General features: G+C 68.0%; 13 protein-coding genes. 9 read left to right on the top strand and 4 right to left on the bottom strand.

Features of this window, described 5'->3' with window-relative positions:
- Positions 1-3: 3 nt before the first annotated feature.
- A complete protein-coding gene (locus OXG33_05890; protein ID MCY4113460.1) occupies positions 4-813 on the bottom strand; it encodes a c-type cytochrome in 810 nt (269 codons plus the stop codon).
- 383 nt (positions 814-1196) lie between these two features.
- Here OXG33_05890 and OXG33_05885 point away from each other — a divergent pair, with 383 nt between their 5' ends.
- Positions 1197-2156 (top strand): hypothetical protein, encoded by a 960-nt coding sequence (locus tag OXG33_05885; GenBank protein MCY4113459.1) that lies wholly within the window; start codon positions 1197-1199, stop codon positions 2154-2156.
- Positions 2157-2254: 98 nt separating this feature from the next.
- On the opposite strand, the gene OXG33_05880 is transcribed toward OXG33_05885, so the two are convergent.
- Entirely contained in the window at positions 2255-3007 is a 753-nt protein-coding gene (locus OXG33_05880; GenBank protein MCY4113458.1) for an aldolase/citrate lyase family protein, read from the bottom strand.
- 317 nt (positions 3008-3324) lie between these two features.
- Positions 3325-4416 carry a sialidase family protein gene (locus OXG33_05875; GenBank protein MCY4113457.1) on the bottom strand — a complete coding sequence of 364 codons (1092 nt, stop codon included), beginning with the start codon at positions 4414-4416 and terminating at the stop codon, positions 3325-3327.
- 151 nt (positions 4417-4567) lie between these two features.
- On the opposite strand from OXG33_05875, the gene OXG33_05870 reads away from it, so the two are divergent.
- The 8 genes from OXG33_05870 (at position 4568) to OXG33_05835 (ending at position 12370) form a co-directional block, all read left to right on the top strand.
- On the top strand, positions 4568-5875 hold the full coding sequence (locus tag OXG33_05870; protein MCY4113456.1) for an ArgE/DapE family deacylase: 1308 nt from the start codon (positions 4568-4570) through the stop codon (positions 5873-5875).
- A gap of 37 nt (positions 5876-5912) precedes the next feature.
- Positions 5913-6818 carry a phytanoyl-CoA dioxygenase family protein gene (locus OXG33_05865; GenBank protein ID MCY4113455.1) on the top strand — a complete coding sequence of 302 codons (906 nt, stop codon included), beginning with the start codon at positions 5913-5915 and terminating at the stop codon, positions 6816-6818.
- A 196-nt stretch (positions 6819-7014) separates the two neighbouring features.
- A complete protein-coding gene (locus OXG33_05860) occupies positions 7015-7383 on the top strand; it encodes a hypothetical protein (protein MCY4113454.1) in 369 nt (122 codons plus the stop codon).
- On the top strand, positions 7380-8288 hold the full coding sequence (locus tag OXG33_05855) for a phytanoyl-CoA dioxygenase family protein (protein ID MCY4113453.1): 909 nt from the start codon (positions 7380-7382) through the stop codon (positions 8286-8288). The genes OXG33_05860 and OXG33_05855 overlap by 4 nt, the downstream gene beginning before the upstream one ends.
- 1 nt (position 8289) lies before the next feature.
- Positions 8290-9141, top strand: a complete 852-nt coding sequence (locus OXG33_05850) for a phytanoyl-CoA dioxygenase family protein (protein ID MCY4113452.1) — start codon at positions 8290-8292, stop codon at positions 9139-9141.
- A 325-nt stretch (positions 9142-9466) separates the two neighbouring features.
- Positions 9467-10156, top strand: a complete 690-nt coding sequence (locus OXG33_05845) for an RraA family protein (GenBank protein MCY4113451.1) — start codon at positions 9467-9469, stop codon at positions 10154-10156.
- A 3-nt stretch (positions 10157-10159) separates the two neighbouring features.
- On the top strand, positions 10160-11044 hold the full coding sequence (locus tag OXG33_05840; GenBank protein MCY4113450.1) for a sugar phosphate isomerase/epimerase: 885 nt from the start codon (positions 10160-10162) through the stop codon (positions 11042-11044).
- Between the two features lie 285 nt (positions 11045-11329).
- A complete protein-coding gene (locus tag OXG33_05835) occupies positions 11330-12370 on the top strand; it encodes an NADP-dependent oxidoreductase (GenBank protein ID MCY4113449.1) in 1041 nt (346 codons plus the stop codon).
- A gap of 196 nt (positions 12371-12566) precedes the next feature.
- Here OXG33_05835 and OXG33_05830 read toward each other — a convergent pair whose 3' ends face one another.
- Positions 12567-13211: a cupin domain-containing protein gene (locus OXG33_05830; GenBank protein MCY4113448.1), complete on the bottom strand. Its 645-nt coding sequence runs from the start codon at positions 13209-13211 to the stop codon at positions 12567-12569.
- Between the last annotated feature and the right edge of the window lie 252 nt (positions 13212-13463).

Raw genomic sequence — 13463 nt, 5'->3', positions numbered from 1 at the left:
GGGCTACAGCGACTTGATATAGGCCACGATCGCCAGCAGCTCTTCTCGGGAGAGCAACGTGTCGAGGTCGGCCTGCATCAGGCCCGCTTCGTATCCCTCGACGACTTCCGCGTTGGGGTCCACGATCGCCCGCAGCAGATAGGCGTCGTCGGCGATGACCGTTGAGCCGTCGGCCAGCGTGACCCGGCTGAGGTAGACGCCCTGCCACGTGGGCCCGGTGCCGTCGGAACCGTCGGCGCTGTGGCACGCCTCGCAGCCAATCGCGCGGACCAGCGTCGCGCCCAAGGCCGGATCGGCTGGCGCCGCGGTGGGAGTGGGCGTGGGCTCGGGCGTAGGCGTTGGGGTGGGTTGCGGCACGGGGGTCGGAGTGGGCTGTGGAGTCGGCGTCGGTTCCGGCGTGGGCGTCGGCGTGGGTTGGGGCACGGGAGTCGGCGTAGGTTCCGGCGTCGGTGTCGGAGTGGGTACCGGTGTTGGCGTCGGCGACGGAGTCGGGGTGGGTTCGGGCGTTGGCGTAGGTTCGGGCGTCGGTGTCGCGGTCGGCGCGGGCGTGGGGGTGGGTTCCGGCGTTGGCGTGGGCGACGGCTCGGGTGTCGGTGTGGGCTCCGGGGCCGCCGTGGCTTCGAGTGTGGGCGTCGGCGCTGGTGTGACTGCCGGCGTCGGCGTGGGGCTGGGTGTGGGTGACGGCTCCGGCGACGGCGTGGGCTCCGGCGTCGGCGCGGGCGTCGCCGTAGGCACTGGTGTCGAGGTCGGCGTGGGTTCCGGCATAGGCGTTGGCTCAGGCTCGACCGTGGGTGTCGGTGCGAGCCTGGCCATGGTCGTCGGCGTTGGCGCGGTCGCGGGCGCAGATGTGGCGGGCGAGGCGTCTGGCGTGGCCGCCACAGGCGGCGCTGAGGCTTCTCCGCATGCCAGGCACAGGAAGCCCAACGCGACGACCAAGCCCGCTCTCCGAGAGTTGCTCAGCAGACCATTCGATCGGCGCTTGCCTGTGTCTCGACGACCGCTGTCGAATCTACGCACGCGTCGGGTCACACAACGCGCGAGTCACCGACATTCGGGAAACCGTCGTCTGGCCAATGCGAATGTGTCCTGCAGTCTCGTCGCGCGGCGCATAGGCGAGAGAGTATCGCGCGGGACTGGTAAATTCTGCCGTTGCCGTACGTAAGTGCCCACAGCAGGCAGCAGAGGTCGCTTTGGTCGTGCCGGAACAGTCTCCGCAGCGGAATCTGGCGATCGTCTCTCGCAACATCCTCGGTCAGGGGGTGCAGCGGATCGGGACGGTCGTGTCCTATTCGGCGACGGCGCTCCTGCTCGCTATCACGTTGCTCGTGGCGATCCTGCCCGCGCGCCTAGTTGATGCGGCTGCCGCCTGGCTGGGACGCCGCGTGTACGCCTGGGGCAGCCGTCGAACGCGGCAGCTTCGCGCCAACCTGTCCGTGGCCATGGGCCCATCGGCCTCGGCGCAAGAGGTGCACGCCGCGGCCGGGGATGTCTACGCCAGCTACGGCCGCTATCTGGTCGAGTACTTCACCATGTTCTGGCCGGATTGGTGGCGACGCCACCGCCGCGTCGAGATCGACTCGTCGGAGCTGGCGGCGGCGCTCGATGCCGGGCGGGGCGCCATCATCGTGAGCATGCACGCCGCGAGCTTTGAGATCGCCGCCCGCGAGCTGAGACGGCGACACGCGCCCATCTCGTCCGCCGGTGAACGGCTGCGGCCGCACTGGCTGGGGCGTGTCTTCGCGATGATCCGACGACAGGCAAAGATCGAGGTGCACGACGAGCGCGAGGCCGCCCGCCCGCTGCTCCGGGCGCTGCGCCGCAACGAGGCCGTTGGCCTGGCCGCGGACCGAGTAATCATCGGCGACGGCGTGCCCGTGCAGCTGTGCGGCGAGACGGCCATTCTCCCCAAGGGACCCGCCTTGCTGAGCATCATGAGCGGCGCGCCGCTGATGCCCGCCTTTACCCGGCGTCTACCTGACGGGAGGGTGCAGGGCTACTTCGGGCGCGCCATCCACCTGCGCGACCTCGACCGCTCGAGCGCCGGCCTGCAGGAAGGCGTGCAACGCATGGCGGATGTGCTGACGGAAATGGTCGGCTACGGCTATCGCAGCTGGTATGCCCTGCACCCGGTGTGGCCAGCGGCGCGGGTGCCGTAGCGGCCGACGTCCCCAAACCGAGGGTCGGACGGGCGGGTTTGAAACCCGCCCCTACGAGTGCGCGAATCGATAGGAGCTTCCGAGCGGCGGCGCCCGCCCTAGGGGGCGTTGCCCGCGCTCGTGAGAAACTCCCGCGCCCCAGCCTCCAGCCAGGGCGTCCAGGGCGGGTGCAGGAAGCGGGCGCCGACGTCGATCCAGTGGGCCGCGTCCGACGAAAAGGCCAGCGTGCCCGCCACCCGACCGGCGGCGGTGATCTGGCGGATCGTCTTCTCCGTCAGCTCGCGAATTTCCGGCGCGGTGCTATCGAGAATCCCCATGCTCTGGCCCAGGTCGGAAGGCGCGACGAAGAACACGTCAATGTGGTCGACCTCGAGCAGCTCGGGCAGGTTGTGGACCGCGCGAATGTCCTCGACGAGGATCACGATCAGCGTCTCGTCGTTCGCCTTGTTCAGGTAGTCGTCCACGCCGTAGCCCTGGCGCGAGCCGAACATGCCGCGATGACCGATGGGCGCGAACTTGGCGGCGTCGACGATCTGCCGCGCCTCGTCCGCCGTATTTACGTGCGGCACCACGATGCCCTGTGCCCCCTGGTCGAGGGTGCGGTAGATGATGCCGGGCTCCACGCGGTTGACGCGCACGATCGACGTCACGCCCCAAAGGTCGCAGGCGCGCGTGAGGTCGGCGATATCTCCGAAGTCCACCGGCCCGTGCTCGGCCTCGATCCAGAAGCCGTCGAACCCCCACGGCCCCATGAGATCGATCATGTCGGGCGTATTCACGCCAGCCGGAACGGTTGCCACCCCGCCCTCGGCGAGCTTGCGCTTGATGCGGTTCGGTCGAAGTTCGGCCATGCTCACGAGTCCTTGTGGTTGATCAACGACGGACCGGCGGCCGCCAGCGTAAGGCATGCGGGCGCTGCATGTTGCCCGCGTGCCGAATGTCGTGGACGGCGGGAATTCACGCCAGATACCGACTTAGAACCGTCCAATTCGGCCCTGGGGCGTCCGCAATTGGTCGGAGTTTCACCAAGCTCCCACCTTGGGACGGGGGTTTTTTGGCACGTTCGGGCAGTTGCTTCGACTACGAAATAAAAAGCCAGGCGCACCGGCCGCCGGCAGCGTTAGTCAGGCGCGCTTCCGGGACGCCACTGGGCAAGCTGACGGCTCCGCTAGGTGCGGGTGACGGTGATGAATGTCCCGGACACTTCGCTCATGCGAGGGTTATTCGGGTCGGTGCGACCGTAGGCGGCCAGCAGCGTGTCAGGGGCGACCGCCTCGACCCAGTCGTAGCTGCCACAGTCCCACGGCTGCGGACCCAGATGCAGGCAGAAATGCCCGATCCAGGTGTGGCCATCGTCCAGACTGAACGCCAGCCAGTCGCCCGGACGTCCGTAGATCACCGCCAGCACACCGTTGTCCAGGCGGCAGGCATTGGGCCAGACACCGCGGTCGGCAATGGGATCGGCCACGCTCCAGGTGCGCCCGTCGTCCGCCGAGCGGCTCAGGTACAGCGGGGAATAGCGCGCGTCGTAGCGCCCCCCGCTGCGCATGAAGCACAGCACTTCGCCGTTCGGCAGGGTCAGTAGCGCCGGCTCGTCGAAGCCCTCGATCCGCACGTGGTCGTCCGGCGTCAGGTCCGACGCCACCGTGGCGCGGAAGTGCCAGCTCCGTCCTCGGTCCGTCGAGCGCACCACATAGGTGCTGTACTTGCGATGGCCCGTAAATCGCCCGTGCGCGCCAGCCAGCAGGCTGCCGTCGCCGAGCGCCACGATGTTGTGATCGACGTAGGAGTCCACGTGGAATCCCCAGCGCTCGCTCTCACCTTCGACGAGCTGCGGAATGCCGGAAATCTCCACCGTCTCCGCGGCAAACGTTTGTCCCCCGTCGGTCGAACGGAAGGCGCGACCCAGGTACACGCCCGATCTATCCGTCGTGCCGAGCCAGGGCTCTTCGGAGCCCTCGAGGCCGACCAACTCGCCGTCGGGGAACTGATAGACGTGCCAACTCGGCCATGCCGGCGCCGGCTCCCAGGTCTGGCCCGCGTCCGGTGACGCGCGCCAGGTCATCGCGCCGTCCTCCGAGGGAACGTTGCCCGTGATCAGGCGGCCATCGCGAAGGTTGAACAGGAATCCGGCCGGACAGAAGCGGTCTTGCTCGGGAATCAGCGTGATGGTGTTCTCGACCTGGATCGTCACGCCGGGCAGCTCGTAGCGCCCGCGGCACCGGGCTTCGTGGTCGCTGGGCATGGTCTTGGCAGCCATGTGGCGCTCGCTTTCTGCTCACGGAGGAATCGCCGGGCGTCGATGGTAGCGCCCGGCGCACCCGTCTGATTCAGACCAAAGATCGACGTTCGCAGGCGCGGCAAGCGCTTACCATGCGGCCAACGAAATGCTGAGCCGAGGAGTCACCGCGATGACCGAGCCCCAGATCCGCGAGCGTGTGTTGGCCGAAGTGGATGCGCTGGCCGACGACCTGGTCCAAATGACCATCGACACTGTCCGCATTCCGTCGGTGAATCCGACCTATCCGGGCATCGACCAGGAGGCGGCGCGCGGCGGCGAGACCCGCGTGAACGAGTTCTGCCAGCCGCTCATGGAGGCCGCGGGCCTAGAGACCGATCTGTGGGAAGCGGAGGAGGGCCGCGCCAACCTGGCGGGCACGCTCCGCGGCGTGGGGGGTGGCCGCTCGCTGCTCTTCAACGGTCACGTGGACGTGGTCCCTCCCGGACCGGACGCCAACTGGAGCACGGCCGGTCCGTGGAGCGGCGAGGTCATCGACGGCAAGATCTGGGGGCGCGGCTCGTGCGACATGAAGGGCGGCAACGCCGCCACGCTGACGGCGTTGCGCGCGGTGTTGCAGGCGGGCCTGCACCCGAAGGGCGACGTGATCCTCGAGTTCGTCGTCGGCGAGGAGATGATGAACACCGAGGCCGGCACCGGCGCGGCCATCGAGCGCGGCTATACGGCGGATGCGGCGATCGTGGCCGAGGCCTCGGGCCCGCCCCACCGCCTGGGCATCATCCCGGCCTCTCCGGGCCTGCTCTACATGGCGATGACGATCAAGGGCCGGGCGGTGCACGCCTCGATGCGCGACGAGCTGATTCGCGCGGGCGGCGGCGGCGCGGCCATCGGCGTGTCCTCCATCGACAAGGCCCAGCTGATCATGGACGGCTTGCGCCAGTTGGAGGAGGAGTGGGGCCAAACCAAGTCGCACCCGATGTTCAAGCGACCGGGGCACTTCACGATCTATCCGGGCCTCGTGCAGGGCGGTCCGAACGGGCCGTTCGTGATCTCTGAAGAGAGCCGGGTGGAGTACGCCATCTGGCATCCGCCGCAGGAGCCGGTGGAGGACGTCAGGGCCGAGATCGAGACTCACATCGCGCGCGTGGCGGCCACGGATTCGTGGCTGCGGGACAACCCACCCAAGGTCGAGTGGCTGCTGTGGTGGCCGCCGTTCGACGTGTCGCCGGACGAGCCAATTTGCAAGGCCCTCGAAGCGGCCTACTCCGGCGTGTTCGGCACGGAAGCGCCGTACTACGGCTTCGCCGCCGTCGACGACGGGGCGTTCCTGAACCGCGCGGGAATTCCGGCCATCACCATCGGCCCGGGGAGCCTGCTGGTGGCCCACGGTCCCGACGAGCACGTGGAGATCGACGAGCTGATCGACGCCGCCAAGATCTACGCGCTGGCGATCGTCGAGTGGTGCGGCGTCGCATCATAGGTTCGGCGGCAAACTCCAGCGGACGGAGGCGCCCAGCATGAGTCGCACCCACTCCTGCGAACCCGCGATGACGGATGAGGACGTGGTGTGGTTTTGCCGCAACGGCTACTGGATTCTCGAAGCGGCCGTGCCGGACGCGATCAACCGGCGAGCGCTGGACTATCTGGCGTCGAACACGAAGGGGGAACCCACTGAAATCCTGCGAGAGGACTGGTTCGTCGATGGCGTGATTCTCAACCCCGCAGCCGCCGGGGCGGTGCGCTCGCTGCTGGGAGACGGCTTCGCCCTGCCGACGCTGATGGCCAACCACCGCGGCCGGGGCCCGGCCAAGCCGCAGGATTGGCACCGGGACAGCGGCTCACGCCATGGCCCGGAGCTCAACTACCTGCAGGTCTTCTACTACCCCCAGGACGTGCCGCCGGAGATGGGTCCCACGGAGCTGCTGCCGGGCTCACACTTCCTCTACCAGCGGGAAAAGCACATGGCGCACTACGGGGCGATCAAGGGCGGCGTGCTCACCTCCGGGCCGGCCGGTTCGATCTTCATCACCGCCTACAACATCTGGCACCGCCGGGCGGCCCGCACGGCGCCGGCGGCGGCCGGCGTGCGCCACTTGCTCAAGTACAACTACTGGCGCACCGCCGACCCGCAGCGAGACTGGATCGTGAACCCGGAGTTCGACGTCGCGTCGGCGGACTTCGTTGTCGACGGGCTGCGGTTCGCCGACGGGGTCCGAGATTGCGTAGACGCCGCCGAGATGTATTTCTGGCTCTGCGGAAAGATCGACGAGTTTCACTATCTGGGCGGTCAGTCGTGGCCCGCGGACATTTTGCTGACCAAGCCCGAGCCCGGCACCGACGAGCGTGCCAGATACCGCCGTCGCTACGGCGTGCCGGGCGACATCACCGATCGACGGGAGCGGCCACCAGGGCGCGTCCGATGAGGTGGGGGTAACCGCCGCCGACTTCCAGGTTCGACCGAACTGGATTCCGGCTTCCGCCGGAATGACGGAGGGATTTCGCAAAGGTTTCCTCCCGCGGGAACGACGAAGGGTTGCCGAGGGGTTCCAAAAACATGCGGCACGCGCGAGCTAGGATGGGAGGCGCGAGCGCCACGGCGCGAACGGCGGAGGTCTGCTGATGAAGGACCTGCGGCAGATGGTTCAGCAGTGCATCGACGAGCTGCGCGAAGGGCGGCTGACCGAGGAGCGCCTGCGCGAGCTGGAGGACGCCGTCGGCAAGGAGAAGCCGCGGCGCTGGGACCTGCTCTATCTCCAGGCGGCCAAGACCTCTGAAGTGTCGGACGTGGTCGGCATGCGCATGATCCGCGACGGCGAGGTGGTCTATCCCCTGCCCCCGCCCGAGGATTGGCCCTATAAGACCGTCCTGGATGCCATCAACGACGGCTGGCGCGTGGTCAAGTTCCCCGAGCTGTCGCTGCTGATGGACGAGGGCCGCACCTACGGGCTGTCCTGCGAGTTCATCCTGGAACGGAGGGCGACCGCATGACGCTGACCAAGCGCACCTACTCCTGCGCGCCCACCATGACCGACGACGACGTGATCTGGTTCTGCCGCAACGGCTACTGGATTCTGGAAGGCGTGGTGCCGGACGAGATCAACCAGCGGGCGATGGCCTACCTCGACGACCATCCGATCTCGGAACCTTCGGAGATCCTGGAAGAGGATTGGTTCATCGAGAACGTGATCTGCAATCCGGCGGCGGCCGGGGCGGTGCGCTCGCTGCTCGGCGACAACTTCACGCTGCCCGTTCTGATGTCGAACCATCGCGGCACCGCCCCGCGGCATCCGCAGGACTGGCACCGGGACGGCGGCTCACGCTATGGCCCGGAGGTGAACTACCTCCAGGTGTTCTACTACCCGCAGGACGTGCCGCCGGAAATGGGCCCGACGGAGTTGCTGCCGGGCTCGCACTTCCTTTACCAGCGCGAGAAGCACATGGCCCACTACGACGCGATCAAGGGCAGCGTGCTGACCGCCGCGCCGGCGGGCTCGATCTTCCTCACGTCCTACAACATCTGGCACCGGCGCGGGGCGCGCACGGCGCCGACCGGGATTCGAAACCTGCTCAAGTACAACTACTGGCGCACGGAGGACCCCGGGCGCGACTGGATCCAGGAGCCGCACTTCGACATCGAGTTCGCGGACTTCGTGGTGGACACCTTGCGCCACTCGGAGCTGATGCGGGACTGCGTGGACGCCGCCGAGATGTATTTCTGGCTCTGCGGCAAGTCCGACGAGTTTCAATACTTGGGCGGCCAGGGCTGGCCGGGCGACATCCCGGAGAACAAGGCCACGCCCGAGGCGATCGAGCGCACGCGCTACCGCCACCGCTACGGCGTGCCCGGCGACATGACCGATCGAGGGAATCGGCGCGCCGCGCGCATCTGGTGACATGAGCTGGGACATCGAGCGGCACGCAGCCGAGCTCGAGCGCGACGGCTACACCATCCTGGAGCGTGTGCTGCCGCAGGACGAAATTGACTCCTCGGTCGCGGCGATCGAGGAGACGCTGGCCTCCGAAGAGACCATCGGGCGCAAATACGGCCTGCAGAGCGCCAACCTGCGGATGGTGTTCAACGCGCAGGCCAAGCACCGGCACTTCCACGGCCTGCCGCTGCGCTACCCGGCCCCGATTGAGGTGGCGCGGCGGGTGCTGGGCAACGACATGTTCGCCCACGACGTCACCATTCGCGTGCCCATGCCGACCGGCGAGAAGGACCACAAACGCTTCGGGGGCAACCTGCACGCCGACTGGAGCGATTTCACGGTCAAGCCGTTCGTGGGCGGGCGGCACTATGCGCTGGGCATCCAGGCGGCCTGGGCCCTGACGGAGTTCTCCACGACGACCGGCGGGCCGGTGGTCTGGCCGGGGTCTCACCTCACGAACGAGATTCCGCCCGAGGACTCGGTGTCGCTGCCGCCCGGATGGAAGATCGCCGAGGCGCCGGCGGGATCGGTGCTGATGTGGGACGCCAGCCTGTGGCACACCGGCGGCACCAACCGCGGCGACGGGCCGCGCTACTCGCTGATCCTGTTCTTCCAACGCTGGTGGGTAAAGGGATTCAACGACTCCTATCGCTACATGCCCCCGGAGATGCGCGCGCAAATGTCGCTGGAGGAGCGGAAGCTCTGGGGACAGGAAGCCGGGGTCCCGCCGAATACGCATTTCCGCGGCATGAGCCAGGAGCAGATCGAGGCCCTGACGCCGGAGGAACAGGCGGTCCTCAACATCGCGGCGTACTAGGACGGGCCGCGGCGAGCCACTGGACATGTCATTTCGAACGGAGTGAGAAATCTAAGGACGTTGTGGCCGCTACCGGCCCCTTAGATTCCTCGCCGAGCCTCGGAGTGATAGAGATGGGGCGCAAATTCATGGAGGATCCATGGCCGGGTCACGGTCCGGCTCCCTCTCCCTGGATGGGAGAGAGTCGGGGTGAGGGTGAAGACTGGCGGCGCACTCGGCCGACTAGTGCTGAGGTAAGCAATCTGGCCAAAGCCCCCCACGTTGACGCTGACACTTCGCCGCGCATAGCATCGACCCGCAGCGCCAGCCCACCGAGGGAGCCGCCATGTCGGTATCCGGGCCGCTCGACGAAACCACCTTTGCCGCGCTGAAGGCCGCCGACAGCCCCACGGTGTCGAACGCCATCGAAGAGTTGGGCGTGCGCGACCACCGGGTCGGCTTTGCCGGATCGAAGGTGCGCTGCATTTACCCGGAGCTTGGCGTGACGTTGGGCTACGCCGTCACCGCGCAGATCGACACCACGGGACCCGGCCCGATCGAGGTGGGCCGTGGCATGCGGGAGTTCGCCGAGCTGCTGGCCGCCGCCCCCAAGCCCGCGATCGTCGTGGTGCAGGACGTCGGCCCGCACAAGGCGCGCGCCGCAATGTTCGGCGACTATGCCGCCACGCTCTACCGCGCCATTGGCGCTGTGGCATTCGTCACCGACGGCGCCATTCGCGACATTGACCAAATGCGCGAGATGCGCTTTCCGTGCTTCGCGGCGGGCACGTCGGTCTCCCACGGCAACCCGCGGCGCATCACGATGGACATTCCGATCGAGATCGACGGCATGGTGGTCGAGCCGGGCGACCTGATCCACGGCGACGTGAACGGCCTGCTCAACGTGCCGCTGGCGGCTGCGGCGGACCTTCCCGCCCAGATCGAGCACGTGCGCGTCACGGAGCGGGCGGCCATGGACGCGCTGATCGGGCCGAATGCCTCGGTGGACGAGGCGCTCTCCAAGATGGGGCACTGAGCCATGGCGCTGAAGTACTCGGTGGTGCTGGCGACGCTGGCGAGCAGCCCCGGCGGACAGGTGTGGGAGGACCCGGACACGGTGCTGGGCGCCGTGGCCGAGGCAGGCTACGACGGCGTCGACCTGGACGCCGAACCCGACCGTATCGACGAGGCGCTGTTCTACGCCGTGGTCGACAAGGCGCGGAACCTGGGGCTGAGCGTTCCCTCGCTGCTCGGGGCCTGGGGCGGCTGGCACGCGGGCGAGGAGCGCGATTTGGCGTCGAGCGATGAGTCGAAGCGCCGCTACGCCGTCGACTACGCCAAGCGCTGCCTGGACCTGGGCGCGACGCTGGACGAGCCGCCCGTATACGAGATCTGCGCGGTGTCGTTCGTGCCCGAGTACCCGGTGACCACCAGGCCGCTAGCGGAGCTTCGGCATCAGTTCGAGCAGTCGGCGCGCGAGATCGCGGCTCACGCCGAGACCGTGGGCGTGCCGGTGGCCATCGAGCCCGTCAATCGCTTCGAGGGCTACGCCGGGTTCATGAACTCGGTCGTCGAAGCGGTCGCGGTGGTCGAGGCGGTGGGATCGGATCACCTGGGCATCGTGGCCGACTTCTTCCACCTCAACATCGAGGACGGTCCGGTCACGGAGGCGCTGCGGACCGCGGGCAAGCACCTCATGCACATCCACCTGGCCGACAGCAATCGCCAGATGCCCGGCACCGGCCATCTCGACTTCAGCGACATCGTGCGCGTGCTCGACGCCATTGGCTACGAGGGCTACCTCTCGATTGACTGCGTGCCGGCCAAGCCCGACTGGCGCACCGTGCTCACGTCGACGCGCGAGTTCATGGGCCAGATCGAGGCCGGCGTGGACCTGCAGCGGCGTCTGGCGAGCGTCGCGTAGTCTGCCGGGCCGCTTGGGGATTCCATGCAGCAGTCGCCTCGCGCAGGTCTTGTCCCGTCTCCCTCGATGAGACCCTTGGGAAGTCCGGTGGAGGCGGATCTGCGACCCGCCCGACGCCGAGCGTCCGAGGCGCCTCCAGATTCAACCGGACTGGATTCCGGCCTCCGCCGGAATGCCGGCAGGACTACACCAAGGTCTCCTATAGGGACTTCCCTACCAGCGACCGCTGGCGGGCCGGTCTTATCCCCTCTCCCTGCGGGAGAGGGCTAGGGTGAGGGGCATTCCGTGACAGCCACCCCAACCAACACCCAGGTCGTCCTGGCCCGCCGGCCGACGGGCGTGCCGCGGGTTGACGACTTCGAGATCGTCGAGTCGCCGATTCCGCGGCCCACGGCCGGCGAGGTGTTCGTGCGCACGATCTACGTTTCCGTCGATCCCTACATGCGCGGGCGCCTGTGGAGGAGGCCGCTGCGCGGGCAGCCGATTGCCCTCGGCCAGGTGATGATCGGCGAGGGCGTGGGCGAGGTGGTCTTTTCCAGCGACCCGCGACTGCGCGAGGGCGAGATCGTGCGCGGTGAGTTCGGGTGGCAGAAATACGCCGTCACGACGCTGGAACACCTGGAGATCATCGACCGTAACGCCGCACCGCTCTCGACCGCGCTCGGCATCCTGGGCATGCCCGGCCTGACGGCCTACTACGGCATGCTCGAAGTGGCGCGACCGCGCGCGGGCGACACCGTGGTGGTCACGGGCGCCGCGGGGGCCGTGGGCAGCGCCGCCGGGCAGATCGCCAAGCTGCAGGGCTGCCGCGTGGTGGGCACCTGCGGCAGCGACGCCAAGTGCATGTACCTGGTCAACGAGCTGGGCTTCGACGCGGCGATCAACTACCGCACCCAGCCGCTGGACGACGGGCTCGCCAGCGCCTGCCCCGACGGCATCGACGTGATCTTTGAAAACGTGGGCGGCGAGGTGCTGGAGGCCCTGCTGCGGCGCATCAATCTCCACGCCCGCATCGCCCTCTGCGGCGCAATCTCGCAGTACCACTCCCGAGAGCTTGCGCCGGTGCCGCCGCACTCGCGCACCCTCCACAGCCGCCGCGCGCGCATGGAGGGATTCCTGGTCAACGACTTCGAGGACCGCGACCCTGAGGCCATGGCCGCGCTCACCGAGTGGGTCACGACCGGCCAGCTCACCTACCGCGAGAACATCGTGGCGGGCATCGAGAACGCGCCGGCGGCGTTCGTGGGGCTGTTCACCGGCGAAAACACCGGCAAGCAGCTGGTTCGGGTGAGTTCGGAAGACGTGTCGGTCCGCGAGTCGCAATGAGCGGGCGGCTCCACTAGACCGCTCCGTGAACCGCGTTCGCTCGCCACTTCGGTTAACTCAGGGCAGGCTCTGAGCCTGTCGAAGGGCGTGGTTCGACAGAGCCTGTCCTGAGCCTGCCGAAGGGCTCACCACGAACGGATTCTCGATTCCGATGCCGGTAGACGCTTGCCGTCAACAAACGTTGCGGAGAGAGCAGCTAGCCCGAGTCCACGCGCGCGGCGAGCTCGTTCCAGGCGACTTCGACGCGGGCCACGGCGCTGAGGGTGGCGTAGGTGTCGGGCCACATGGCGTCCACGATGGCCTTGGCGCCGGCGTCGTCACCGGTTGTCGACAGCTGCTCGATCTCGGCGGTGCGCGCGGCGTGGCGGGCGGCGGTCTCGCGGGCGAGCCGGGCCAGCTCCCGCGATGCCCGGAAGTGCTCGAGGGCAAGGTCCGCCGTGGAGATCCCCGCGGACGGATCGTGCTCGGCGCGCTCCTCGCTCGTCGCATGACCGTACTTGGGCGGCAGACGCGATCCGTCCTCGGCGTACATGGTGTGCGTCGGCTCGACATGCGGCGTTACCGAGAGATACATGATGACCGGCTCGTCGCCGACGACGCGCACCTGGTGCATCTCGTCCCGACCGGCGAAGCACAGCTCGCCCGGCCCCAGGACCGCGGTTTCGCCCTCGATCTCGAACTCGGCGCGGCCCTGCATGATCAAGAAGACCTCGGCGCCCAGGTCGTGGCTGTGGCGCGTGGCCACGTCGCCCGGCTCGAAGCGCAGAAAGCGCGCGCGGACTTCGGGCGTGATGACGACGTTCTTGATATCTCGGCGATAGTCGAAGACTTCAAGTGGCATGGCTAAGCGGCTCCTTCCAAGTGGAGAACTTCGCACAATTGTTCGACATCCCGCGCCCCACGTCGGATCACCCTCACCCTAACCCTCTCCCATCGATGGAGAGGGGACCGGACGGGCGCGAGGGCAGGTTCTCGGCCGAAATGCCGGAGGGGACGCGGAGGACGAGGCAAGACCCCTCACCCCAGCCCTCTCCCTGAGGAGACCTTTGAATTATTGGGGGCGGGGCGCGTGGGGAAGGGCCTCGGCACCGCC

It is taken from the genome of Chloroflexota bacterium (assembly GCA_026708035.1).
Lineage (GTDB): Bacteria > Chloroflexota > UBA11872 > UBA11872 > UBA11872 > JAJECS01.
The sequence above is the reverse complement of the archived record's forward strand: the minus strand, read 5'-3'. Positions and strand labels throughout refer to the sequence as shown.

Bases quoted from the DNA above. Each gene is read 5' to 3' on its own strand.
- OXG33_05890 (MCY4113460.1), bottom strand. From the start codon at position 813: ATGGCCAGGCTCGCACCGACACCCACGGTCGAGCCTGAGCCAACGCCT.
- OXG33_05880 (MCY4113458.1), bottom strand. From the start codon at position 3,007: ATGGCCGAACTTCGACCGAACCGCATCAAGCGCAAGCTCGCCGAGGGC.
- OXG33_05875 (MCY4113457.1), bottom strand. From the start codon at position 4,416: ATGGCTGCCAAGACCATGCCCAGCGACCACGAAGCCCGGTGCCGCGGG.
- OXG33_05870 (MCY4113456.1), top strand. From the start codon at position 4,568: ATGACCGAGCCCCAGATCCGCGAGCGTGTGTTGGCCGAAGTGGATGCG.
- OXG33_05865 (MCY4113455.1), top strand. From the start codon at position 5,913: ATGAGTCGCACCCACTCCTGCGAACCCGCGATGACGGATGAGGACGTG.
- OXG33_05860 (MCY4113454.1), top strand. From the start codon at position 7,015: ATGAAGGACCTGCGGCAGATGGTTCAGCAGTGCATCGACGAGCTGCGC.
- OXG33_05855 (MCY4113453.1), top strand. From the start codon at position 7,380: ATGACGCTGACCAAGCGCACCTACTCCTGCGCGCCCACCATGACCGAC.
- OXG33_05850 (MCY4113452.1), top strand. From the start codon at position 8,290: ATGAGCTGGGACATCGAGCGGCACGCAGCCGAGCTCGAGCGCGACGGC.
- OXG33_05845 (MCY4113451.1), top strand. From the start codon at position 9,467: ATGTCGGTATCCGGGCCGCTCGACGAAACCACCTTTGCCGCGCTGAAG.
- OXG33_05840 (MCY4113450.1), top strand. From the start codon at position 10,160: ATGGCGCTGAAGTACTCGGTGGTGCTGGCGACGCTGGCGAGCAGCCCC.
- OXG33_05830 (MCY4113448.1), bottom strand. From the start codon at position 13,211: ATGCCACTTGAAGTCTTCGACTATCGCCGAGATATCAAGAACGTCGTC.